This is a genomic window from Paenarthrobacter sp. NyZ202 (assembly GCF_049860755.1).
GTDB lineage: Bacteria > Actinomycetota > Actinomycetes > Actinomycetales > Micrococcaceae > Arthrobacter.
In genome coordinates, this window is sequence record NZ_CP187556.1 from 652,931 (window position 1) to 676,493 (window position 23,563).

Annotated in this window: 24 protein-coding genes; 12 read left to right on the forward strand and 12 right to left on the reverse strand. The window is 63.8% G+C overall.

From position 1 onward, the window contains the following. Positions 1-140: 140 nt before the first annotated feature. The 4 genes from ngcE to ACPFL9_RS03225 all read left to right on the forward strand — a co-directional run bounded on the left by ngcE (position 141) and on the right by ACPFL9_RS03225 (position 3,927). On the forward strand, positions 141-1,550 hold the full coding sequence (ngcE, locus tag ACPFL9_RS03210) for an N-acetylglucosamine/diacetylchitobiose ABC transporter substrate-binding protein (protein ID WP_426005809.1): 1,410 nt from the start codon (positions 141-143) through the stop codon (positions 1,548-1,550). After that, a complete protein-coding gene (locus tag ACPFL9_RS03215) occupies positions 1,547-2,575 on the forward strand; it encodes a carbohydrate ABC transporter permease (RefSeq protein ID WP_426005810.1) in 1,029 nt (342 codons plus the stop codon). The genes ngcE and ACPFL9_RS03215 overlap by 4 nt, the downstream gene beginning before the upstream one ends. Beyond that, positions 2,575-3,468 carry a carbohydrate ABC transporter permease gene (locus ACPFL9_RS03220; protein WP_426005811.1) on the forward strand — a complete coding sequence of 298 codons (894 nt, stop codon included), beginning with the start codon at positions 2,575-2,577 and terminating at the stop codon, positions 3,466-3,468. The genes ACPFL9_RS03215 and ACPFL9_RS03220 overlap by 1 nt, the downstream gene beginning before the upstream one ends. A gap of 138 nt (positions 3,469-3,606) precedes the next feature. Continuing rightward, on the forward strand, positions 3,607-3,927 hold the full coding sequence (locus tag ACPFL9_RS03225; RefSeq protein ID WP_426005812.1) for a putative quinol monooxygenase: 321 nt from the start codon (positions 3,607-3,609) through the stop codon (positions 3,925-3,927). 116 nt (positions 3,928-4,043) lie between these two features. On the opposite strand, the gene ACPFL9_RS03230 is transcribed toward ACPFL9_RS03225, so the two are convergent. From ACPFL9_RS03230 to ACPFL9_RS03255, 6 genes are read right to left on the reverse strand one after another with little or no spacing between them, the layout of a single operon-like run. Continuing rightward, positions 4,044-4,568 carry a flavin reductase family protein gene (locus tag ACPFL9_RS03230; protein ID WP_426005814.1) on the reverse strand — a complete coding sequence of 175 codons (525 nt, stop codon included), beginning with the start codon at positions 4,566-4,568 and terminating at the stop codon, positions 4,044-4,046. A gap of 1 nt (position 4,569) precedes the next feature. Continuing rightward, positions 4,570-4,941 (reverse strand): cupin domain-containing protein, encoded by a 372-nt coding sequence (locus tag ACPFL9_RS03235; protein WP_426005815.1) that lies wholly within the window; start codon positions 4,939-4,941, stop codon positions 4,570-4,572. 2 nt (positions 4,942-4,943) lie between these two features. Continuing rightward, complete coding sequence (locus ACPFL9_RS03240; protein ID WP_426005816.1) at positions 4,944-6,410, reverse strand: 4-hydroxyphenylacetate 3-hydroxylase family protein; 1,467 nt, start codon at positions 6,408-6,410, stop codon at positions 4,944-4,946. After that, on the reverse strand, positions 6,410-7,093 hold the full coding sequence (locus ACPFL9_RS03245; protein ID WP_426005817.1) for a DUF2848 family protein: 684 nt from the start codon (positions 7,091-7,093) through the stop codon (positions 6,410-6,412). The genes ACPFL9_RS03240 and ACPFL9_RS03245 overlap by 1 nt, the downstream gene beginning before the upstream one ends. Before the next feature lie 10 nt (positions 7,094-7,103). Beyond that, the gene (locus ACPFL9_RS03250) at positions 7,104-7,898 is read right to left on the reverse strand and encodes a carbon-nitrogen family hydrolase (protein ID WP_426005819.1); all 795 of its coding nucleotides are present in this window, start codon (positions 7,896-7,898) and stop codon (positions 7,104-7,106) included. 11 nt (positions 7,899-7,909) lie between these two features. Further along, on the reverse strand, positions 7,910-9,262 hold the full coding sequence (locus ACPFL9_RS03255) for an MFS transporter (RefSeq protein WP_426005820.1): 1,353 nt from the start codon (positions 9,260-9,262) through the stop codon (positions 7,910-7,912). Between the two features lie 181 nt (positions 9,263-9,443). Between ACPFL9_RS03255 and ACPFL9_RS03260 the strand changes: the two genes are divergently transcribed. Then, a complete protein-coding gene (locus ACPFL9_RS03260; RefSeq protein ID WP_426005821.1) occupies positions 9,444-10,085 on the forward strand; it encodes a GntR family transcriptional regulator in 642 nt (213 codons plus the stop codon). 8 nt (positions 10,086-10,093) lie between these two features. Here ACPFL9_RS03260 and ACPFL9_RS03265 read toward each other — a convergent pair whose 3' ends face one another. After that, on the reverse strand, positions 10,094-10,387 hold the full coding sequence (locus ACPFL9_RS03265; RefSeq protein ID WP_426005822.1) for a DUF503 domain-containing protein: 294 nt from the start codon (positions 10,385-10,387) through the stop codon (positions 10,094-10,096). Between the two features lie 132 nt (positions 10,388-10,519). Between ACPFL9_RS03265 and ACPFL9_RS03270 the strand changes: the two genes are divergently transcribed. From ACPFL9_RS03270 to ACPFL9_RS03285, 4 genes are read left to right on the forward strand one after another with little or no spacing between them, the layout of a single operon-like run. Then, positions 10,520-10,954 (forward strand): SipW-dependent-type signal peptide-containing protein, encoded by a 435-nt coding sequence (locus ACPFL9_RS03270; RefSeq protein ID WP_426005823.1) that lies wholly within the window; start codon positions 10,520-10,522, stop codon positions 10,952-10,954. Positions 10,955-10,988: 34 nt separating this feature from the next. Further along, positions 10,989-12,167: a diguanylate cyclase gene (locus ACPFL9_RS03275; RefSeq protein WP_426005824.1), complete on the forward strand. Its 1,179-nt coding sequence runs from the start codon at positions 10,989-10,991 to the stop codon at positions 12,165-12,167. After that, positions 12,164-12,667, forward strand: a complete 504-nt coding sequence (locus tag ACPFL9_RS03280) for a hypothetical protein (RefSeq protein ID WP_426005825.1) — start codon at positions 12,164-12,166, stop codon at positions 12,665-12,667. Before ACPFL9_RS03275 ends, ACPFL9_RS03280 begins: the two co-directional genes overlap by 4 nt. After that, a complete protein-coding gene (locus tag ACPFL9_RS03285) occupies positions 12,664-14,103 on the forward strand; it encodes a putative bifunctional diguanylate cyclase/phosphodiesterase (protein WP_426005826.1) in 1,440 nt (479 codons plus the stop codon). The genes ACPFL9_RS03280 and ACPFL9_RS03285 overlap by 4 nt, the downstream gene beginning before the upstream one ends. Before the next feature lie 50 nt (positions 14,104-14,153). Here the strand turns inward: ACPFL9_RS03285 and purL are convergent, their stop codons facing one another. The 3 genes from purL to purS are packed head-to-tail and all read right to left on the reverse strand — an operon-like array spanning position 14,154 to position 17,492. Beyond that, positions 14,154-16,463 (reverse strand): phosphoribosylformylglycinamidine synthase subunit PurL, encoded by a 2,310-nt coding sequence (gene purL, locus ACPFL9_RS03290; protein WP_426005827.1) that lies wholly within the window; start codon positions 16,461-16,463, stop codon positions 14,154-14,156. Next, on the reverse strand, positions 16,460-17,239 hold the full coding sequence (gene purQ, locus ACPFL9_RS03295; RefSeq protein WP_426005828.1) for a phosphoribosylformylglycinamidine synthase subunit PurQ: 780 nt from the start codon (positions 17,237-17,239) through the stop codon (positions 16,460-16,462). Before purQ ends, purL begins: the two co-directional genes overlap by 4 nt. A 1-nt stretch (position 17,240) precedes the next feature. Next, positions 17,241-17,492 (reverse strand): phosphoribosylformylglycinamidine synthase subunit PurS, encoded by a 252-nt coding sequence (purS, locus tag ACPFL9_RS03300; RefSeq protein WP_011773385.1) that lies wholly within the window; start codon positions 17,490-17,492, stop codon positions 17,241-17,243. 239 nt (positions 17,493-17,731) lie between these two features. On the opposite strand from purS, the gene ACPFL9_RS03305 reads away from it, so the two are divergent. Both ACPFL9_RS03305 and ACPFL9_RS03310 read left to right on the forward strand, forming a co-directional pair. Next, the gene (locus tag ACPFL9_RS03305; RefSeq protein ID WP_426005830.1) at positions 17,732-17,920 is read left to right on the forward strand and encodes a hypothetical protein; all 189 of its coding nucleotides are present in this window, start codon (positions 17,732-17,734) and stop codon (positions 17,918-17,920) included. A 123-nt stretch (positions 17,921-18,043) separates the two neighbouring features. After that, positions 18,044-18,334: a DUF1540 domain-containing protein gene (locus tag ACPFL9_RS03310; protein ID WP_426005831.1), complete on the forward strand. Its 291-nt coding sequence runs from the start codon at positions 18,044-18,046 to the stop codon at positions 18,332-18,334. Positions 18,335-18,402: 68 nt separating this feature from the next. Here ACPFL9_RS03310 and ACPFL9_RS03315 read toward each other — a convergent pair whose 3' ends face one another. Both ACPFL9_RS03315 and ACPFL9_RS03320 read right to left on the reverse strand, forming a co-directional pair. Then, complete coding sequence (locus ACPFL9_RS03315; RefSeq protein WP_426005832.1) at positions 18,403-19,350, reverse strand: manganese catalase family protein; 948 nt, start codon at positions 19,348-19,350, stop codon at positions 18,403-18,405. Positions 19,351-19,458: 108 nt separating this feature from the next. After that, entirely contained in the window at positions 19,459-20,406 is a 948-nt protein-coding gene (locus ACPFL9_RS03320) for an NAD(P)-dependent oxidoreductase (protein WP_426005833.1), read from the reverse strand. Between the two features lie 128 nt (positions 20,407-20,534). On the opposite strand from ACPFL9_RS03320, the gene ACPFL9_RS03325 reads away from it, so the two are divergent. Beyond that, positions 20,535-23,537: an exo-alpha-sialidase gene (locus tag ACPFL9_RS03325; RefSeq protein ID WP_426005834.1), complete on the forward strand. Its 3,003-nt coding sequence runs from the start codon at positions 20,535-20,537 to the stop codon at positions 23,535-23,537. Positions 23,538-23,563: the final 26 nt, after the last annotated feature.

Consider the following 23,563-nt stretch of genomic DNA (forward strand, 5'->3'; position numbering starts at 1 on the left):
GGGAAATATTGATTTTCGATCATTCGTGGTGAAGTATGTCACACGAAGGTTGGCACTGCAGGGCCGCCAACCCAGACTGTCCGACTTTCCGGCCGCCCCGCCGCAACAGTCGACATAACGAGTCACTGGAGGGTTTTGAAATGAACGTTCAGCACCAGTCCCTTGGTCGCCGCGGATTCCTCCGCGGAGCACTCGCTGCCGCGGTGCTCGTCCCCATGGGCGGAACCATTGCGTCATGTGCAGCAGGCGGTGGCGGTACCACTGCAGGGCCGACGGGAACTGTCTCCGACACCAACCCGTTCGGCATGGCCGACAAGTCCACCGTTGACGCCGTGATCTTCAAGGGTGGCTACGGGATCGATTACGTTGAGTTTGCCGGCAAGACCTTCGAGTCCACGCACTCGGGTTCCACCGCCAAGATCGCCCCGTCCACCGACATCGCCCAGGAACTGCAGCCGCGTTTCGTCGGCGGCAATCCACCGGACCTGATTGACAACTCCGGCGCCAAGGCCATCGGCTTCAGCACCATCCTTGCCCAGCTCGAGGACCTGACCAGCCTGGTGGAAGCCAAGAACCTCGAAGGGAAGGTCATCAAGGACACCCTGTACACCGGCGTCCTCGCCCCGGGTACCTTTGACGGCAAGTTGGCCGCGCTTAACTACGTGCTCACCGTCTTCGCCGTGTGGTACTCGGATGCGCTGCTGAAGGAAAACGGCTGGACTGTTCCCAAGACGTGGGACGAAATGTATGCCCTCGGCGAGCAAGCCAAGGCCAAGGGCAAGTACCTGTTCGTGTGGGGCAAGGAGGCCGCCACCTATTACCAGGAGATGGCGATTGCTTCGGCCATCAAGGAAGGCGGCGACGAAGTCCGGCTGGCCTTGGAGAACCTCAAGGAGAACTGCTGGTCCCACCCGGCCATCCAGTCCGTCTTCACTGCACTGGACAAGATCGTCAAAGCCGGCTTCTTCAAGCCCGGTGGCTCCGGCACGCAGTTCACAGCCGCCCAGGCGCAGTGGAGCAACGCGCAGGAAGCAGTGTTCTACCCGTCCGGCTCGTGGATCGAAAACGAGATGAAGGACCAAACCAAGGCCGGCTTCAACATGATGGGTGCACCCGTGCCCTCCGTGAGCGCCAGCCCCAAGATGCCGTACACCGCACTGCACAGCGCGGCCGGTGAACCTTTCATCGTTCCCTCACAAGGCAAGAACGTGGCCGGCGGCAAGGAATTGCTCCGCGTCATGCTCTCCAAGGAGGCAGCCACCAACTTCGCCAAGACCAAGCTTGCACCGACCATCGTCAAGGACACGGTCCCTGAAGACGGCTTCGGATCCACGGCGCTCGTGTCCCAGACCAAGCTCCTCAAGGACGCAGGGGAGGACATCTACACCTGGAACTTCATCGACCTGTACGGCACCAACAAGGACCAGCTGGTTGTCTGGAACACCTTCCTGGACGGTAAGTCGGACGTCGCAACGCTGACCTCGGAGCTGCAGAAGATCACCGACAAGGTCCGCAACGACAGCTCGGTCAAGAAGATTGAAGTGAAGTGACCGTAGTGAAAGCTCAACAGAGCCGGAGCGGCGACGGCCTCGCGGCCGCCGTCGTTCCGGCCGTGGCGCCACCGCAGGTAACCAGGCGGCGGCGCAAACCGCTGACATGGGACAAGATCAGCTTCTTCGCTGTCTTCCTTGGCCTTCCCCTGGCGATCTACCTGTTGTTCGTGATCTGGCCCTTCGTGCAGGCGTTCGGGTACTCGCTCACGGACTGGTCAGGGTTCTCTCCCACGCAGAACTTCATCGGCCTGGAGAACTACGCCCGGATCTTCACGGACGACATCTTCATGAAGGCCATGGGCAACAACATCCTCCTGGTCATCTTCCTGCCGGTCATCACCATAGTCCTGAGCCTTGTGCTCGCGTCGCTGGTCACCGTGGGCGGCAGCAGCAAAGGCCAGATCAAGGGCCTCCGCAACTCCAGTTTCTACCGGGTGGTGTCCTTCTTCCCGTACACCATCCCGGCCATCGCGATCGGCATCATGTGGGGCCAGATCTACGATCCCTCCGGCGGCCTCCTCAACGGCATCCTGACCGGACTGGGCCTTGACCAGTTCAAGGATTTCGCCTGGCTGGGAGACAAGAACACCGCCATGATCGCCACCATGTTCGTGATCGTGTGGGGCTTCGTGGGCTTTTACATGGTCCTGTTCGTGGCCGGTATCAAGGGCATTCCCGCCGAATTGTTCGAAGCTGCCAGGATCGACGGCGCCGGACGGTTCCGTACCGCCGTGTCCATCACCATCCCGCTGATCCGCGACAACATCCAGACGGCCTACATCTACATGGGCATCCTGGCCCTGGACGCCTTCGTGTACATGGCAGCCCTCAACTCCGGCGGCGGCCCGGACAACTCAACCCTGGTCATGGCGCAGCAGTTGTTCTTCACCGCCTTCAGCAAGGGACAGTTCGGCCTGGCAAGTGCCATGGGCGTTGTCCTGGCGATCGCCACGCTGATCTTCTCCGGCCTGGTATTCGCGGTCAACAAGCTCACCGGCGGCGATAAGGATGTGAGCCTCTAATGGCAACGGATGTTTCAACCCGGCAGATGAAGTCACTGCACTTCCAACCCCGCACGCCGGCCACAAGTCCCGGCGACAAAGTGGTGGGTGCCGTCTCGCACACGGCATTGACGGTGTGGACCCTGATCGTGATCCTGCCGCTCCTGTGGACCTTCATGTCGTCATTCAAAACCTCCAGCGAGATTTTCGCCTCGCCCTTCGCGCTTCCCGGGCAATGGCGGCTGGACAACTACGTCAAGGCATGGAGCGACGCCGGAATCGGCAGCGCCTTCCTGAATTCCGTCCTGGTGGTCGCGGCGGCCCTGGTGATCGTGATGGTCCTCGGCGCCATGTGCGCCTACGTTTTGGCCCGCTACACCTTCCCGGGCAGCCGTGCCATCTACTACCTGATGCTCGCGGGACTGACGTTCCCGATCTTCCTGGCCATGGTTCCCCTGTTCTTCGTCCTGAGGAACATGGGCCTGCTCAACACGTTGCCCGGCCTGATCATCGTGTACGTCGGGTTCGCCCTGCCCTTCACGGTGTTCTTCCTCTTCTCGTTCTTCAAGTCCCTGCCGCACGAGATCACCGAAGCCGCGGCCCTGGACGGTGCAGGAGAGTGGCGGACCTTTTTCCAGGTGATGCTTCCCATGGCCAAGCCCGGCCTGGCATCGGTAGCCATCTTCAACTTCCTGGGCCTGTGGAACCAGTTCCTCATCCCCGTCTCCATCAACGCCGCCGGGCCCAGGGTCCTCTCCCAGGAGCTGGCAGCTTTTGCAGGCCAGATGGGGTATGCGGTTGATTACGGTGCTCTGTTTGCCGCGGTCAGCGTCACCGTGATTCCCGTGTTGATCGTCTACGTGATCTTCCAGCGCCAGCTGCAGGGTTCGGTGTCCCAGGGGACCTCCAAATAGGCAGGACCCGGAAGTAGCACAACCAAGCCAAAACAGCGTTCGACGGCGGCCGGCACCTTAAGGTGCGGACCGCCGTCGGGCATTTAACGGCAGTGACAGAATGGGAAGGATCTGCAGTTCAACGAAAGGCGACAACCCGTGATTTTCATTGTGGTCAAGTTCCCCGTCAAGCCCGAATGGTCCGAGCGCTGGCTGGACCTGGTGGCCGACTTTACCGAAGCCACCCGCAAGGAACCGGGCAATCTCTGGTTCGACTGGTCCCGCAGCGTGGACGACCCCAACGAATTCGTCCTGGTGGAAGCTTTCCAGGATGACGCTGCCGAAGCCCATGTCACCAGCGAACACTTCAAGAAAGCCATGGCCGACATGCCCCAGGCGCTGGCAGCGACTCCGTACATTGTCAGCCGCCAGATCGATGGAACCGGCTGGGACCGGATGGGCGAACTGACCATCGCCTAGGCTGTACCGCCACCACCCACTTTGAACGCGAAACGCCCCCGACGCGCCCTGGGATGGGCGTGTCGGGGGCGTTCGTGCGCCAAAGTTGGTGGTGGAGGCGCAGCCACTGATGCCCGCTAGAACATCCAGGGAATCTCGGCGTGGCCGAAGTCGCTGAACGAACCGAAGCGGCCCGCCTTGAACGCCAGCACCTCGCCGTCCCGGTCCCGGCAGGTGGTGACCTGTCCGAAGAAGACCTGGTGATCGCCGACGTCGTACTTTTGCACTACCGTGCAGTCCGCCTGGGCCAGGGCGCCCTTGATGACCGGCAAGCCGCTCTCGGTGACGTCGAAATCGCCCTCGTCGAAGCGGTTCCCGCCGCGCACTGCGAACCGTCGCGCGATCGACTCCTGTTTGGACCCGAGAATCGAGACTGCGAACTTGCCGCTTTCCATCAGGGCATCGCCGGTCCGGGTGCCGAAGTTCAGCGAAATCATGAGGATGGGCGGTTCCAGGCTGATGGACGTCAGCGAGCTGATGGTCATCCCGTAAAGCTCGTCCTCGTGCCTGGTGGTCACCACGGCGACACCCGTGAGGAACCGGCCCATAGCGCGGCGCATGCCCATGGCATCGGGAACCGTGAAAAGCGGTGCGAGGCTCATGTCAGTTCCTCCGCCCGGTTTGCGCCGGATCGGTGTAGTACCGGACCTCGAACATCTTGGCGCCGTTCTCGGAAACCCACGGGCCGTGCTCCATGCCCGGGGGACGGGTGGCCCAGTCGCCGGCCTTAAAGGTCTTGCCGAGCCGCTGGTCCACGAACGAACCTTCGAAAATGAAGACCTCTTCCCAGAAATCGTGGGTCAGGACGCCGTTGGGGGAGGTATCCGTGCCGGGTTCGAACTTCAGGATCCTGGTGACGCTGTCGTTGTCCGAATCCCGGGCGAGGATGGCCTCGGACAGGCCCTCGATGTGCGGGTTGCAGGGTGCGAACTCCACCGAGTCCGTGGGGGTGAACTCAAATTCCGGCTTGGCCATGGTCAGATCCCTTCCGATTCTGAGCTGATGCTGTACGAACCCAGGAACGTATCCAGCTCGGCCACCAGTGCGTCGTAGCCGTAGTTCCGGTAGGTGTAGGCGCCACGGACCACGAACGGTGCCCCGGCGTAGAACATCTCGTACTGCTGGTGGCGGCCGGCGAACTCCGAGCCGATGATGTCCCAGGCCAGCTTGAAGAGCTTCACACGTTCCTCGCTGGCGACGCCGGGGGACTGGACGTAGCGTTCCATGTCCGGACGGGTCACGCTGCTGGTCATGTCCGCAACGCTCGAGGGCAGCTGGAGTACGCCGCCACCCACCAGGTCGCGGAGGATGGAGATCACGCGGGGGTAGGTTTCAGACTGCAGGCCCATGGCCCCGTACAGTGCCGCTTTCCCCGGAACCCGCATCCCGGCGTCGTCGGTTGTCGCCGTGTATTCGGCGGCGAGGACCGCCGACTCAACCGACTGGACTATGGCGGCGAGCTCGCCGAGCTTTTCCTGCACGCCGGGGATCTTGTCCGTTCCGTTGACCTGCGTGACCTTGCGGGCCACCGAAGCGATGAACTTCAGCTTGGTGGAGAACCGGATCTGGGCTTGCCAGTTGCCGAGGGCGTGGGCGCCGGTGTCGAAGAACTGCCGGCGGAGGGTGTCGATGTTCCGGTTGATGAACACCCGGTCCCACGGGATGAGGACGTCGTCGAACACCACCAGGGCATCGGGCTCGTCGTAGTGGCTGGTGAGCGGGTAGTCGAAGTCGCTGGTGGCAGCCGGTGCGAACGGGCGGCGGCAGTACAGCTTGAGGCCATCGGTCGCCACCGGGACGGCGAAGCTGACGGCGAAGTCCACATCGTCCGGTCCGAGCGGCTTGATGCAGGTGACGAAGACTTCGTCGGCGATTGCGGCGCCGGTGGCCAGCATCTGCGAACCGCGGACAACTATGCCCTCCTCGGTTTCACGCACGACGCCGACCTGCAGGTATTCGCCTTCCCAGCCTGACGCTGTGGTTGCGCGGGAGACCTGCGGCGGAATGATCGCGTAGGAAAGGTACAGGTTCTCGGCCAGGACCTTCTTGTAGTAACGCTCCACATTGCCGGCGAAGTCGCGTTCCTCGTTGGCGAAGACGTCCGGGTGCGAGCCGAAGGCGGCGAAGAACGTGCCAACGTGGTCCGGGCTGCGGCCAACCCAGCCGTGGGTGTGCTTGGCCCACTTTTCGATGGCCTGGCGGCGCAGGACCAGTTCCTCCTGGCTGCGCGGAGCTGCGAAGGTACGGTTTGCGGGACCGTCGATTTCCTCCGAGTGGAACTGCATGCCGTTGGCGGGGTCCGCTGCGATGTCGAACAGTTCGGACATGGTGTGGGCAACCTTGGCGAAGGCCGGGTGTTCCAGCACGTTGCCGACCACCTCACCGTCGAGGATCACCGTCCGGCCGTCGTTCAGGGACTTCAAATACTCTTTTCCGGTCCTCATCAGAGTGAGCCTTTCTTGATTTTGTAGTTATGTTCAATGGTGGTCCCATTCGGGAACGAGAGCTCCAACTTCCAGGAAGTTCCGTCAACGAACTTTCCGTTCAGCAGCGGCAAAGTGCCGCCGAGGCACATGAAGTCGGCGTCACCGATGTCCGTTCGCGCCAGAAGGCGTTCGACGACGTCAGCCGGCTTACGCAGGCCGCTCAGCGGACCCTCTTGGTACAGCCCGCCGTCCACCCAGGAGCGAGCCATGCATTGGTCCAGGTCCAGCTCTTCCAAGGAGTCGACGGCGATCACCTCGCCGGCGACGGGTTTGGGGCAGGCCCGTTTGGACTCGCCGATGTCCCGGGCTTCGATGTCACGGTCGGTGTGGTCGGAACCGATGCCGAGGTAGAACTTGCCCTCATGGCGGATGTACAACGGCTCGATTTCGCCGGAGGTGAGATTGTCGGAGGCCTCGTGCTCGCCCGAGGTCTCAAAAAGGTCCGCGTCCATGCGGTAGAACATGGGGACCTCGGGCGGCGGAGCGACCCCGATGGCCGCGAGCTCGTCGATGTGGTGCTGCACTGCCTCGGGATCGCGGCCGGTGTAGCCTGCCACCACCGCGTGGAAGTCCGCCACCGTGATCGTCTTGTCTGTTCCCACCACCCTGAAGGTGAGGGGGACGTGCCTGTTGGTTTGCATGGGTTTCTCCTTAGACGGTCAAAGAGTCGTAGGCCGCGAGGCGGTCGTTGATGACGGGGAATTCCTGGCGGACTGCGCTGACCTGGGCAGGGTCGATGTCCACCAAAACCACCGATTCGTCCTCGTTGGCCTCAGCCAGGACGTTCCCGGAGGGGTCCACCACCCGGCTGTGGCCACCGAGCCCGACGCCTTCCTGGGTGCCGGTGGCGTTGCAGGCGATCACGAAGATCTGGTGTTCCACGGCCCGGGCAGAGGTGAGCAGCCGCCAATGTTCCCGCCGCGCTGCCGGCCACGCGGCCGGAACAATCACGATCTCGGCGCCACGGTTGCTCAGCTCCATCCACAGGCCCGGGAACCGCAGGTCATAGCAGGTGATGCCGGCAGTGGTTCCGAAGGGAAGTTCCGCCACGGGCAATGATGTCCCCGCTGTGAGCAGGGCGGCTTCCTTGGACTTGTAGCCAAAGACATGGATCTTGCGGTACGTGTGGACCACGCTGCCGTCCGGTCCCAGCAGGATGGAGGTGTTGCTGAGTTCTCCGTCCTCACCGGCCTCCACGATGCTTCCGATGTGGAGGTGTACGCCGAGGTCCTTGGCTACGCGGGAGCACATGGAAACCGTTGGCCCCGCCACTGTTTCCGCAAGGTCCTGGTACTGGTCAAAGTGAAAGTACCCGGCACTCCACAGTTCCGGGAGCACGATCAGTTCGGCGCCCTTGATGGTCCGGAGCAGGGCTTCGACCCGTTCGAGGCGTTCCCCGCGGCTTTCATTGTCCGGGCTGGCCACTTGGACGAGTGCGATTTTCATTCGTGGGTTCCTTACTTTGCGTTGCTTGGCTGGTCGTCCAGGTCGCTGAGCCGCAGGTCCTTGGTTTCCTTGGCGAACATCACGGAGACCATGGAGACCAGGCCCATCGCCGCGAGGTAGATGCCGATCGCGTACCCGGTGCCAAAGGCGCTGTACAGAGCCAGTGCGATGATCGGGGACAGCGAGCCGGCAATCAGGGAGGCGAGGTTGTACGCCACTGAAGTTCCGCTGTACCGCACATCGGTGGGGAAGAGTTCGGAGAAGAAGGCGCCGATCACGGAGCTGTAGGCTGCGAAGATCAGCAGGCCTCCGACGGCAGCGGCGATGATTCCCCAGACCTGGCCGGTGTTCAGCAGGGCGAAGAACGCAAAGGCCCAGATAACTGTGGCTACGGAAGCCCCGATCATGATGGGCTTGCGCCCGACTTTGTCTGCGTACAGGGCCAGGGCAGGGATGGCGACGACTGCGACGGCCTGGCCGATCATGACGGCGGTGAGGCCCGTCTGCCGCTGCAGTCCCATGATCTGCGTGACGTAGGTGATGATGAACAGCGAGTAGATGTAGAAGCCCGCGTTTTCGCCCATTCGGCTGCCTGTGGCGATCAGGATTTCCCGCCAGTTCCGGCGGAACAGGATGGCGAGGGGCATCTTGCGCTCGCTGGCGGCCGTGGCTTCGCGCTTCCGCTGTGCTTCCTTGAACAGCGGCGTCTCCTGGACGTAAAGACGCAATACCAAACCAATGACTACCAGCAGCGCGGAGAGGCCGAAAGCGATCCGCCAACCCCAGGCCAGGAAGTCACTTTCCGGCATGGTGGCGGCCAGGATGGCCAGGACACCTGCGGCCATGAGGTTTCCAAGTGGCGGGCCCATGTTCGGCCACGAGGACCAGAAGGCACGCCGTGCACTGTCGTTGCTGTGCTCGGAGACAAGGAGGACTGCGCCGCCCCACTCGCCACCCAGCGCAAACCCTTGGACGAGGCGCAGGAGCAGCAGCAGCAAGGGCGCCGCGATGCCGATCGCGGCATAGGCGGGAATGAAAGCGATGAGGGTGGTGGCAACACCCATGAGCATGAGGCTTGCCACCAGCGTGGCCCTGCGGCCATGTTTGTCACCCAAGTGGCCAAGGACAATGGCGCCCAGGGGCCGCGCCAGGAAGCCGGCGGCGAACGTGCCCAACGCGAGCATGGTGCCTACCAGGGGATCGTCGGTGGGGAAAAAGAGCTTGTTGAAAACCAGTGCTGCCGCAGTGCCGTAGAGGAAGAAGTCGTACCATTCCACGGCGGTGCCGGCCAGGCTCGAAGCAGCAACTACGGGGAGGCTCGAGTGCTTTTGCTGCCTCAGTTCTGCTTTCTTCAAATCGGTCATGGTGGGGATCCTTTTGCGGGTGGGCCGGCATTCAGGGGGAGCCGGTCTCCACGGAGATGAGGGGTTCCGGGCAGTGAGTTGAATCACTGGAACATCACTGTAGACTAGTTGTATACAACCTGTCTATAGCGAGTATGGCTGAATGCAACTCGTATACTGGGCTTCGCGAGAAAGGCTCTCCATGATCCAGATGACACCAGCTGCGCAGTCGCAGCCCGACGTGGCTTACCAGTGGATGCAAAGCTACATCGCCGCCTTGCCCCGGGAGGAAGAGACGTTCCTCAACGAGGCAGTCCTGGCGAAAACGACCGGCACTTCCCGCACGCCTGTCAGGGAAGCGCTCCTTAGGCTTGAAGCGGAGGGTTTCGTCAAGAGGATTCCCCACAAGGGGGCCTACGTGCCGCCGATCTCGGACCCTGATGTGCGCGCCATCCTCCAGGCACGGTCTGTGGTGGAAAAGTGGGCCGTCCTGGCCCTTGAGGGCATGGCCGAGGGGCAGATCGACAGTTTCCAGCACATCATTGACCAGCAGCACGAGGCCAAGGACGACCCTGCCAGGTTCATCGAGCTGGACACCGAGTTCCATACGCAGATGGTCCGCGCCGGGGGCAACCCCATCCTGGCGGACTTCTACTCATCGCTGCGGCAGCGGCAGCTCAGAATCGGTGTCCGCGCGGTTACCCGGGGAACAGACAGGGCCGGGGACGTCCTCCGGGAACACCAGTTGATTGTGGATGCCCTCCGCAGCCGCAGCCTGGAGGCAGCCCACCAGGCGATCGACGCACACCTCGACTCCACGAGGTTGGCCGTCATAGGTTACTGAACGCCCAGCTAGTCTTCGCTGTGGAGCTCCCGCTGCCGGGCGCTCAGCAGTTCAATCTCGGGACGCGCCGCCACCAAGCGTTCCACGGCGTCCAGGACCTCCGTGACGTGGGCGTGGTCGGCAGACACCATCGCCGCACCGATCATCGCCCTGCGGTGTTGGTCCTGCAGTCCCGTCTCGGCGGCGGAAACGTCAAAACGGCGTTTGAGTTCAGCAACGAGCGGCCGAACCAGGGACCGCTTCTCCTTCAGGCTGTGGACGTCGCCCAGAAGGACATCGAATTCGATCCACCCAATCCACATGGTCCCATTATGAACCGGCCTGCCGGAGGGTTTTCTTGATTGAATCTTGAGGAAACGCCGCAGCAGGGTTGAGCCGCAGCCACCACACTGAAACCACGGGCAAAGCCGGTAGCAGCTAAGGGGGCGGGCGGCATGAACAGGAACCATACCTGGCGCGCCGTGGCGACCTCTGCCGCCGTCGCTGGTTCATGCCTGATGGCGCCGGCAGGTGCGTTTGCCGCCTTCTCGGACACCCGGAGCGAAGCGCCGCACTATAGCGCCCTGCGGATCACTGCACCGGCCGCTGCCGACGTGCACATGACCTGTTCCACCTTCGGCCTCAAGGCGACGGTAGTGGTCAACTCCTTCGACCAGGTGCCGCGCACCAATTACCACGAAATCAAGCTGTACAACCGCAGCGGTGCTCTGGAGTTCACCGGTGACCTCAGCAAATCATCCGGAAGGACTTATACCTCCGGAATCCAGTTGGTTGGTACCTGGACCTATGAAATCCGTGGATATTACAAGGTTCCCGGCACGTCCAATGCGTGGAAAGGCGCTGCGTTGACAGGAGCCCTGACATGTTAGAAATTGGCGTGGGACCACGTGGCAGGAGCGATCAATGGTGCTCGATGCGTTTTCAGTAAGAGTTGCCCTTGGCGTGGTAACAGTGACACTGCTGGTCCTGTTCTGCCTGTCCTACCGCCGCACCCGTTCGCCGTACGCGGGGTGGTGGAGCGTCGCGCTGCTGGAGTTCATGCTGGGCAACGCCGCCTTCCTCCTCAACGGCACGCCCCACCAGATCTGGGCCAACCCCGCCGGCAACGTCCTGGTGGTGGCCGGAGCCTTCAGCGTCTTTGCCGGCGCCCGGACCTTGCGCGACCTCAAAGCCACTCCCTGGCAGCTGGCCTTGGGCCCAGCCGTCACCGCGGTTGCCTCCATGCTGGAAAACCCGGCGTCCAATGTATGGTCCGGAGGCTTCGTCTACCTGGCCATGATGGCGCTGGGGATCGGGCTGGCCGCGCGTGACCTGTGGTTCATCGAGGCAGCCCAGTCGCAGGTGCACAAGGCGCTGTCGGTGGCCGCGGGCTTGCTGGCAACCTATTACCTCGGCCGCTGGACCGTGTACGCGCTGGAAGGGCCGGGAAGCCACCTCTTCACCTCATGGTTCGGGCCGGGCCCGTCAGGCCTGGTGTCCCTGGTGCTCCTGGTGACGGTGTCGTTCAGCATGACGGCGCTCAGCAGCGACCACCTGATCAGGGGCCTGCGCGAGAGGGCCAGCCGGGACCATCTGACCGGCCTCCTGAACCGGGGCACGTTCCTGGAACTCGCCGGCTCGGAACTCAACCGGCTTAGGGCCGCCAATTCAGGTGCCGCGGTAGTCCTGGCGGACCTGGACCACTTCAAGCTGGTCAACGACGAACACGGCCACCGCGCCGGCGACGCCGCACTGAAGGCCTTTGCCGAGGCCTGCACGGCCTCGGTACGCTCCACGGACCTGATCGGCAGGTACGGCGGGGAGGAATTCATCCTGTTCCTGCCCGGTGCCACCCAGGACCGGGCGGAGGACATCGCCGCGGAAATCAGCCGCCGCATGGCCACCGCCGAGGTGCCGGAAGGACACGCCTTCCCCACCATCAGTTACGGGGTCACCTCCAGCATTCCGGCCGGAGCTGACCTGAACGTCATGATCGAGGTGGCAGATGCCGCCCTGTACAGCGCCAAATCACAAGGAAGAAACCGGATTGTAGGAGCGGACCGCCTGGGTGCGGCCACCATCGCCGACGGGGGAAAACCATGACCACCACACAACTCACCACCAGGATCCAGGTCCAGCACACGCAGGAACTGGCGAGTTTCCGCCAGGACATCACCAGCCCGCCCTACCAGGCCGGTACACCGACCGCGCTCAACGCGGCCCGGCGATCGGTCCGGATGGGCCCGGTGCAGTCGGTGGAGGACGGCAACGCGAACCTCACCATTGTGGGGGACGTGGAAGGCCTGGCATGGTTCACCGCTGACAAAGGCCTCCTTGGCAGTTGCATTACGGTTTCCATCGCCGGGCATCGACGCAGCACCGGCAGCCGTGTCCAGTTGTCCCTGGCCGAATGCGATGCCTGGATCGAAGCGATCCTCGGCGGGTCCTGGTTGAACCAGGTTTACCGTTCGGGGACATCGGTGGTGAGGGACGGGCGTCTGGACGTCGCCTCCTACCGGCTTTTCATGGACGAGCGCAGCAACCCCATGGCCAAGCCAAAAACCGTTGTGGACGACACCTTGCGACGCTTGGAACTTACTTGAGCACTTTTGAACCGGCGCTTTCCCAGGCCGGCCATGGATCCCTTGATGCCGACTCCCGCATCCGTCTGCTGGCGGGGCAGGTCCATGCCCTGATGGGTGAACTCCATGAGGCCCGCCGGCAGCAGCAGTCCAGGGAATCCCTGACCGATCCCTTGACGGGCCTGGGCAACCGCCTCGCCTTGGTGGACGCGTACCTCAAGGCGAAGGAAGCAGCCTCGGAGGGGGCGGGTGCACCTGCCCTGCTGCTCCTCGAGCTGGACGGATTCAGGTCTCTCCGGAAGGCCGCCGGCCACGAGGCAGCCGACCAGATCCTGATCGCCGTCGCGGCCCGCATCCGCTCGGCAGTGAGGGAGGACGACGTCGTTACCCGCCTGGGCGGCGACGAATTCGCGATCCTTCTGCCCGCCACGCCGCTGAGCCGGGCGACCGCCGTCGGGAACCGCATCCTGGCGGCGCTGGAACCAAACATCGACGTCGGCGAAGGCAGCTTCCGCTGCGGTGCCAGCATGGGTTTGCGCGTCGCGGAGCCGGATCACCGGGCCGCCGATCTCCTGCAGGAAGCCGGCATGGCCGTGGAGGAATCGAAGGCCGAGGGACGCAACAAGCTCAAGGCATTCCAGCCCGCCATGCTCCACGCACGCCAACTGCAGCGCCAGATCGAAACAGAACTCCAGGACGCGATCCGTTCGGACCAGTTGGTGCTCTACTACCAGCCGATCGTTGACCTGGAAACGGGACGCCTGCAGGGCACTGAAGCGCTGGTCCGCTGGAAGCACCCGGTGCATGGGCTGATCATGCCGGACCAGTTCATTCCGGTCGCCGAATCCACGGGGCTCATCGCCGAGCTGGGCCGCTGGGTTCTTCGGACAGCCGTTCGCACTCTCCGGAAGTGGCGTGACGACCCGGCCACCGCGGGCCATCATTTCACCATGCGCATCAATGTCTCAGCCGCGGACCTGCAAAGCCTGGAGTTCGGCGACGACGTGCGCGAGGCCCTGGCCGCGGCCGGCCTCGAACCCGAAGCCCTGGTCCTGGAACTCACCGAGAGCGCCATCATCCAGAACAATGAACTGGACCGCTACACGCTGCTCAGCCTGCACCGTCTGGGCGTCGGGCTGGAAATCGACGACTTCGGTACCGGGTACTCGTCCATGGGCTACCTCCGCAAGCTCCCGGTGGACCGGGTGAAAGTAGACCGGGAGTTTGTCCGGGACCTCTGCAAGGAACCAGGTCAGCTGGATTTCCTGGCCGCGATCCAGCAGGTCATCCGATCCTGCGGGCTGGACGGCGTATGGGAGGGCATCGAGACCGCTGAACAGGCCGAGGCCTTGCGCAGCATCGGTTGCACCAGCGGGCAGGGCTACTACTTTGGCAGGCCGCTTCCGGAAACGGATTTCACGGCGCAACTGGCGCAGCAGGAAACCTGGCCCGCATAGCAAAAACCCCCGGCACTGACGTCAGTGCCGGGGGTTTCTGCTGACTGTTCCTAGCCGAAGTACTTCGGCAGGGTGCCTTCGTGGGCTTCACGGAGGGCGTCCAGGGACAGCTCGTCCACGCCGTTGATCTCCAGCTTCCCGGCGGCAGCGTCAACCACGCCGATCCGGAGGTGGGCGAAGCCGCGGGCGGTGCACATGTCCTTGAAACGGACTTCCTCGGAGCGCGGCACGGAGACGATTGCACGTGCCTGGGACTCGGAGAACAAGGCAGTGAACAGGTCCACGCCGTCGCGTTCCATGAGTTCCTCAAGCGCGATGCGGGCACCCACGCCGTAGCGCAGCGAAGACTCAACCAAAGCGGCAGCGAGGCCACCTTCGGAGAGGTCGTGCGCGGCGTCCACCATGCCGTCCCGGGAGGCGTTGATGAGGATCTCGCCCAGTTCACGCTCGGCGGCGAGGTCCACCTTCGGCGGCTGGCCACCGAGGTGTCCGCGGAGGTTGGACCACTCGGAACCATCCAGTTCAGCAGCCGTGGTGCCGAGCAGGTAGATGGCCTGGCCATCTTCGCGCCAGCCCGACGGCGTGCGGCGGGCGACGTCGTCGAGCTTGCCGAGGACTGCCACCACCGGGGAGGGGTGGATCGGCGTGGTGCCGGTCTGGTTGTACAGGGAGACGTTGCCGCCCGTGACCGGAACGCCAAGCTCCATGCAGGCGTCCGACAGGCCGCGAATGGCTTCGGCGAGCTGCCACATGACGTCCGGGTCCTCGGGGGAACCGAAGTTCAGGCAGTCGCTGACGGCCATGGGAACCGCACCGGAGGTGGCCACGTTGCGGTAGGCCTCGGCCAGCGCCAACTGTGCACCCTGGTACGGGTCCAGGTAGGTGTAGCGGCCGTTGGCGTCCGTGGCCAAGGCAACGCCCAGGCCTGTTTCTTCGTCAACGCGGACCACGCCGGCGTCGTCCGGGAACGCCATGGCAGTATTGCCGCCAACGTAGCGGTCGTACTGCTTGGTGATCCAGGACTTGCTGCACATGTTCGGGGAAGAGACCAGCTCGGTGACCGCTGCTGCCAACTCCGAGGGAGCGGACGGACGGTTGGCATCCTCAACGGAGCCGGTGAAGGCGTTGGCCTGGACCGAGTCCTGCCACTCCGGGCGGGCGAACGGGCGGTCGTAGACCGGGCCATCGTGCGCAACGGTGCGGGGATCGACGTCGACGATTACTTCGCCTTCCCAGGTGATGATGAGGCGGCCGGTGTCGGTCACTTCACCCAACCAGGAGTACTCCACGGCCCACTTGTCCATCACGGCCTCGAACGCTTCCACGTTCTCCGGCGTGACGATTGCCATCATGCGTTCCTGCGACTCGGACATGAGGATCTCGCCCGGGGTCAGCGTGGGGTCGCGCAAAAGAACGGAGGTCAGTTCAACCTGCATGCCGCCGTCACCGTTGGAGGCGAGCTCGGACGTTGCACAGGAAATACCGGCGGCACCGAGGTCCTGGATGCCTTCCACCAGGGAGCCCTTGAAGAGCTCGAGGCAGCACTCGATGAGCACCTTCTCGGCGAAGGGGTCGCCCACCTGGACGGCGGGACGCTTGGACGGCTTGGTGTCGTCGAAGGACTCGGACGCGAGGACCGAGGCTCCGCCGATGCCGTCGCCGCCGGTGCGGGCACCGAACAGGACAACCTTGTTGCCCTTGCCGGAAGCGTTGGCCAGGCGGATGTCCTCGTGGCGCATGACACCAACGGCCAGGGCGTTGACCAGCGGGTTGCCCTGGTAGACGGAGTCGAAGACCATCTCGCCGCCGATGTTCGGCAGGCCGAGGCAGTTGCCGTAGCCGCCGATGCCGGCAACGGCACCGTGCATGACGCGCGCGGTGTCCGGGTGGTCGATGGCGCCGAAACGCAGCGGGTCCATCACGGCAACCGGGCGGGCACCCATGGAGATGATGTCGCGGACGATTCCGCCGATGCCGGTGGCGGCACCCTGGTACGGCTCCACGAACGACGGCGAGTTGTGCGACTCGATCTTGAAGGTCACGGCCCAGCCGTCGCCGAGGTTGGTTACGCCGGCGTTCTCACCGATGCCAACCAGCATGTCCTTCTTCATCTCCGGGGTAACCTTCTCGCCGAACTGGCGGAGGTGGTTCTTGGAGGACTTGTACGAGCAGTGCTCGCTCCACATGACCGAGTACATGGCCAGTTCCGCGCCGGTGGGGCGGCGGCCCAGGACCTTGACGATCTCGTCGAATTCGTTCTGCTTCAAGCCCAGTTCGGCCCAGGGCAGTTCCGTGTCCGGGGTCTTGGCAGCGTGCTCAACGGTATCGATGTTGAACTTCTTGGTGGTCTCAGTGGTCACTTGTCGCCTCCCACAATCTTGGTCAAAACGGAGGTGAAGAAACCGAGGCCATCGGTGTCCGAAGCTGCTCCATCGAGTGCTTCCGGACCGAAGCCGGCCTCAACGGCGTGCTCGGGGTGCGGCATGAGGCCCACCACGTTGCCCGCGGCGTTGGAGATGCCGGCGATGTCGCGGCGGGAACCGTTCGGGTTGAAGCCCACGTAGCGGAACACCACGCGGCCCTCTGCCTCCAGGGCATCGAGGGTCTTCTCGTCGGCGATGTATTGGCCGTCCTGGTTCTTCAGCGGCACAGTGATTTCCTGGCCCTGCTGGTAGTCCACCGTCCAGGCGGTGTTGGCGTTTTCCACCCGGAGCACCTGGTCGCGGCAGATGAACTTCAGGTGGTCGTTCTTGATCATGGAACCGGGCAGCAGGTGCGATTCGGTCAGGATCTGGAAGCCGTTGCAAATACCGAGGACCGGCAAAGGATTAGAGGATGCAGCACCTGTTGCAGCCTTAATGATCTTGGACATCAACGGTGCAAAGCGCGAAATGGCGCCGGCGCGCAGGTAGTCGCCGTAGGAGAAACCGCCGGGAATGATGACCGCGTCAACATCGCCCAGGTGGTCGTCAGCATGCCACAACGAAACCGCCGTGCCGCCTGCAAGCCGTACTGCCCGGGCGGCGTCGCGGTCGTCCAGGGTGCCGGGGAAGGTGACGACGCCGATTTTGGCGCCTGCCAAGCGGGGCTCTGCGGCGACGGCCACGGCCTCGCCAATCAGGGGGATTGAAGTCATCTCAGGCCTCGACGACCTCGACGTTGACAACGTCCTCGATCACCGGGTTGGAGAGCAGCGTCTCAGCAGCCTCGCGTGCCTGGGCCAGGATCGCATCGGTCACCTCGCCGTCGACGGTCAGTTCGAAGCGCTTGCCCTGGCGGACTGCGCTGAAGCTGTTGAAGCCGAGGCGGGGCAGTGCACCCACGATGGCCTTCCCCTGGGGGTCCAGAATCTCGGGCTTGGGCATGACGTCAACGACGATCCGGGGCATCCGGTAACTCCTGTGCGTGAGTTGGGTGAACCTTTAAACAAGGCTGCCGCGGAGGGGTGCCGTCTCACGCCGTTCAGCCGCGTTCGAACTGTGTCCTGAAAACGGTGTCCTGAAACGGTGTGGGGGCGCTCCGCGAGCTTGCACATCTATCCTACCGGGAGTAGCCCACATACCCTATTCAGCGCGATTCCGCGAGCAGCCCCCGCCGGTCCGGCCCAAAATGCCACTAGGATTGCCGCATGAGCGGGAAGCCGAAGTCGATGGTTCTGGGTGTGGTGGGCGCAGCGGTCTTTGCCGGGCTGGGGCGCATGGTGCTGCAGAGAATCCTGGCGGACAGGGCAGCCCGGGACCGCATGGTAACACCTCCCTTGGATGCGGAAACCCGCGCGAAAATCAGCGAAGCCCTGCGTGGAGCGCGTCGCAGGTAGTTTTGGGGGCGATTAGCACACGTACAAATGCGCTAATCGAACGGGTTAAACCGCGCAGATCCGGCGTACTTTGGGATTACACGCGGGGTTTAAGCACCCCCCAAGGCCCTACCAGGAGGAACAATGACCGACCACATTGCCGAAGTATCCGCCTGTAGTGTTGGCAGCTGCGGATTCAACCATGATGGCTGCACTGCATTCGGTATCACGATCGGCGGTACCCAGGACCATGCTGCCTGCGCCACGTTCATCGACACCACCCGGATGGGCGGACTGCCCAAGGTTCTCGCGCACGTTGGAGCCTGCCAGCGCTCTGAGTGCGTACACAACAACAACCTCATGTGCGAGGCCCACGATGTCAGGGTAGGACCCGGCGCCGAAGCCGCTGACTGCCTGACCTACGAGCACGCCTGACCGGCAAGCAACCAACGGACAAAAGAGCGGCACACCCACGGGGTGTGCCGCTCTTTTGCTGCTACCGGTTACTTCGCCTGCGCGGGACTGTCTGCATCCCTGAGCTCCTGCTCCGCGGTGGCCTGGATCAGTGCCAGGAGTTCCGGGTCCAGCCCGGGTGCGAACTCCTCCTTGCGCTCAGGCGACATGGTGATCGGGAAGCCGTCGGGCATGACATCCGTGGTCAGTTCGGTTCCGTCGTTGGATGGTGACGCGCCCCGGAACAGCTTGCCCGCCTCGCTCTGGTTATCGGCGCTGAACGTGTACTGGATGCTTTGCAGTCCCATGTCCAGCAACCTCTTCACCTCCGGGAACTGCTCTGCGTTGGTTTTGGGGATGGGCAGGACCTTGCCCCAGTTGACCCCCAGGCTTTCCAAGGCCTTGGCATAAGCGTTCTCGTGCGCTTGGTCGCGGACGATCAGGTACGCGATGGTGGAGCGGGCTGTTTTGTTGTCCGTCATCTCGTAGATCCGGCACTTCTGGAGCCGTCCCGTGGACTCCAGCATCAGGTTGTACAGCAGGTCAAGAACGAGGTTGCCGCTGTTGTAGACGTAGGAGCCGCTCCATGGGTTGCCGGCCGCGTCAACGGGAAGGGCGCCCTGGGCGCCCACCAGGTAGTGGTGGATGTTGCTGGTGTCCAGGGCGATGTTCAGCGGAGTGGCTCCCTTGGCACCGGGCTCATCCACGGGGTCTGTCTTCTTGCCCTGATAGCGGGGTGAGCCGTCCAGGAGTTGCGAGATGGTGGTGCCGATCAGTTCGACATGGCTGATCTCTTCGGTTCCAATGCCCTGGAGCAGGTCCTTGTAGGGCTTGGATGCGGGGTCTCCGCGGAAGTTCATGCTCTGGAACAGGTATTGCATCATGGTGCGCATTTCGCCAAATTGCCCTCCAAGGCCTTCCTGGAGTGCGTTGGCTGCGGCGGGGTCCGGTTCGTCCGCCGCTATTTCATTGATGAGAAGCTGGGTGTGCAGGTACATGGCGTTTCCTCACGGTGTCTCATGCTCGTTGGGATGGAAACCCTCTGCTGGCCATCCCGGACCCGCCCACCATAAGCATGCTTACTATCTGCGTGCAATGCTAAGTGCCTAAAGCACCGGACCGGCCACCTGGTTGGTCAACTTCCGGCCTTCCTTGAGTGCGGCCACGTTGGCCAGGACCAGCGCGGATGAACCCTTGGGGCGGTTGCCGGCAACGTGGGGAGTGATGATCAGGTTTGGGGTGGCCCATAGCGGGGAGTGCGAAGGCAATGGTTCCGTCTTGGTGACGTCCAGCGCCGCCGCCCGGAGCCGGCCCTCCGCCAGGGCGGCCTGCAAGGCGTCCTCGTCCACGGTGGCGCCACGGCCTACGTTGACGAACACGGCAGTCCGGGGCAGGGCGGCCAGGATGTCCGCGTTCAGGGAATTTGCCGTCGCTGGGGTAGCCGGGAGGATCGAGATCAGCACATCCGTTGTTTTCAGGACGTCGGGAAGTTCCGAGGTGGCGACCACTGGGAAGCCATACCGCTCGCCGGCGGAATTCGCGACGCCGGTGACGCTGGCACCCAGCGCAGCCAAAAGGGGAGCGAGCCGCCCTGCGATGGAGCCGAACCCCCAAATGGTGACCCTGGCGCCGTCGAGCGTGTAAAGCTGTTCGGTTTCCGGTGCGGACTGCGCCACGTTGAAGTCGCGGTCCCACGTGGTGGACTTCTGCGCCTCCAGCAGCGTGTCCAGGCGCCGGATCGCGGCAAGCACCAACGCGAGGGTGTGCTCGGCCACCGGTCCGTCGTGCAGCGAGCGGCCGGACGTGATGGCCACGCTGCGGGCGAATCCCGCAGCAAGGACGGAATCCGGGCCGGCGGCCAGGGTCTGCACCAGGCGCAGCCGGGTCAGGCGCCGGGCCGCGTCGCGGAGGTTGTCGGCAGTGTTTTGCCAGACCACCAGGACGTCGGCGTCGGTGTGCTCGTCCGGAATCGACTGGTCAACCTCATAGGTCACCACCTCGTCCGTGATCGGGGAGAGATCGAGGTGAATGGTGTGGGGGACGAGGATTTTCACGAAAAGCTCCATTGCTCCAGGGCGGCGGGTATGGTCACGACGCTACCCGTTGGATACCGCCGAGCGCCGCCCCTGCGTCATCCCTAGCAATGTGACGGTGAACACCTTATGGTTGTAGGACGTTCGACGTGGCACGTAACACCAATGCCCTCGTTGAACGACCCCGCCGTTTCGAAAGGACCCTGGATTTGAGATCCCCTGCACTTTCCTTCGCACGAATATCCGCTGCCGGCGCCTTGGCCGCCTGCTTGGTTGCCGGGCCAGGCCTGCCGGCCCAGGCGGCGCCCATTCCACCCAGCAATCCCACCTTGGCTCCGGGAAGCTTCAGCGAAACCAACCTGGCCGCCGACCGCACCGCCGCAAACTTCTTCTACCGCATCCCCGCACTGACCTACCTGGGCAACAATGTGGTGCTGGCGGCGTGGGACGGCCGCCCAGGCAGCGCTGCCGATGCCCCCAACCCCAACTCGATCGTGCAGCGCCGCAGTACCGACGGCGGGAAGACGTGGGGCCCCGTCCAGGTCATCGCCGCCGGACATATCGCGGACTCCAGCGGCCCGAAGTACGGGTACAGCGACCCTTCCTACATCTACGATGCAGAGGCCAACAAGGTCTTCGCGTTCTTTGTCTACTCCAAGGACCAGGGTTTCGGTGGCAGTCAGTTCGGTAACGACGACGCCGACAGGAACGTCATCTCTTCTGCCGTCATCGAGTCGTCGGACGGCGGCGTGACGTGGAGCCAGCCGCGGCTGATCACCAATGTCACCAAGCCTGGTACCAGCAAAACCAACCCCGTGGCTGGCGACGTGCGCTCCAACTTCGCCTCGTCGGGCGAAGGCATCCAGCTCAAATACGGCCCCTACAAGGGCCGGCTCATCCAGCAATTCGCCGGTGACGTCCGCCAGCCGGACGGCACCAACAAGATCCAGGCCTACAGCGTCTACTCCGATGACCACGGCGTGACCTGGAAGAAGGGCGCCAACGTGGGCGACCGCATGGATGAGAACAAGACCGTTGAACTCTCCGATGGTCGGGTGCTGCTCAACTCCCGGGACAACGCCAACCAGGGGTATCGCAAGGTGGCGGTTTCGACGGACGGGGGCGCCACGTATGGTCCGGTGACGCAGGATACCGAGTTGCCCGATCCCGCCAACAACGGCGCGATCGCCAGGATGTTCCCGAATGCTGCGCAGGGCTCGGCCAATGCGAAGAAGCTGATTTTCACCAACGCCAACTCCAGGACCGGCCGTGAAAACGTCTCGGCCCGCGTCTCCTGCGACGACGGCGCAACCTGGCCCGGCGTCCGCACCATTCGGGCGGGCTTCTCCGCGTACTCCACTGTGACCCGCCTGCAGGACGGCGCCTTCGGGGTGCTGTACGAGGGCAACTACACGGACAACATGCCCTTCGCCCAGTTCGATGATGCCTGGCTGAACTATGTCTGCGCACCGCTCACCGTCCCGGCCGTCACCACCGCGCCGGGAGCCACCCAGCAGGTGGCGGTGACGGTGACCAACCAGGAAGCCACCACCCTCAGCGGTGCCACCGCCACCGTCTACACGCCCACGGGCTGGTCGGCCACCACCGTCCCGGTGCCGGCCCTGGCTCCGGGCGCTTCGGCCACCGTCAATGTGGCACTCACCGCGCCGGCCAACGCCAGCGGCCCGCAGAACCTCAACGCCGCATTCACGACGGCGGACGGCCGGGTTTCGCAGTACACCTTCACGGCCACTGTGCCGGTCGCACCGCAGGTGGGCCTGGCCATCAGTGGCAGCGCACCGGCCCGGGACGTGGCGGCCAGCCCATACCAGGTGGGCGAGACCGTCAACTACACCTTCACCGTCAAGAGCACATCCAACGTCACGGCAAACTCCGTCCCGGTGTCCGGGACGTTCGATTCCGGGTTCCTCCCGCCGTCGGCCCCCAACTGCCGGTACAACAACCTGGCTGCCGGAGCCACCTATACGTGCTCCACGGCCAAGCACGTGGTCACGTCGGGTGACATCCAGCGCGGCTACTTCACGCCCGAAGCCGCCTTCAGCATCACCTCAAGCACGACGCCGGCCCTCACCAAAACGGTATCGTTCACGGGTGCTTCGGTCGCCTTGCGGGACGGGCTGGTCTTGGCCGACATCAGCGGGGCGCGCGCCGATGCCGGGCGTGACCTGGCAACGCAGCCCTATATGGCAGGTGACCTGGTCCCGTATGCCTTCACGGTGAAGAACACCGGCCCCCTCACTGAAAAGGTGGTCCCCACCGCCGGCAACTTCAACCCCTTCCTGCCGGACGGCCCTGGCAACTGCCGCTACCTGTCCCTGCCTGCCGGGCAGAGCTACCAGTGCTCCACGCCCCGCCACACCGTGACAGCGGAGGAAGCCGCGCAGGGTTTCTTCGTTCCGCTGACCAGCTGGGAGGTTGGCGCGGCGGGCCAGAGTGCCAGGAGCTACCAGATCAACGGGGGAGAGGTAGACCTGAAGGTCCGTGAACCCAAGGTGGAGGGCACAGTGACCGCCGAGTGGTCAGATGCCGACGGAGACAGGTATGCAAGCGCAGGTGATCCTGTGACTTACACGTACACCGTGGGCAACGCCGGCAATGTGGCCGTGGCAGGCGTGGAAGCGGCAGCGGCAGGGATCTCGGAACCGATCCTGGCAGCAGGGGATACTATCACCTCCACGCGCGTCCACGTCCTGACTGAAGAGGACGTTGCCAAGGGTACGTTGCCTGCCGGGTCCTTCGATGTGAAGGCCGGCAACGGCTCCAAGGACGTTACGGCGTCCGTGGCGGGTGAGCCCCTTGAACTGGCTGTCCAGCCCGCGCAGCCGTCACGTGAGCCGGTCCTCACGGTGCAGGATTTTGAAGGCCAGGCAGCGCCGGTGGAATTCGCTACGGCGGATAAGTACCGCAACGGCCAAAAAGTGGTGCTTCAGGGGCTGGATTACGGCCAGTGGTACTACGTGTACCTGAATAAGACCAGCTATCGCCTGGGGTGGATCTTTCCCACCACGGACAACACCGTGGAGTTCATTCTTCCTTCCGATGTCAAGAACGGCCGCGACGACGTCGTGGTCCTGGACCAGCACGGCGTCCAGGTTTCCTTCGACCGCCTGCAGGTGACCCCGAAGGGCTGACCGGGCGGGGCCACACGGTCGGAAGG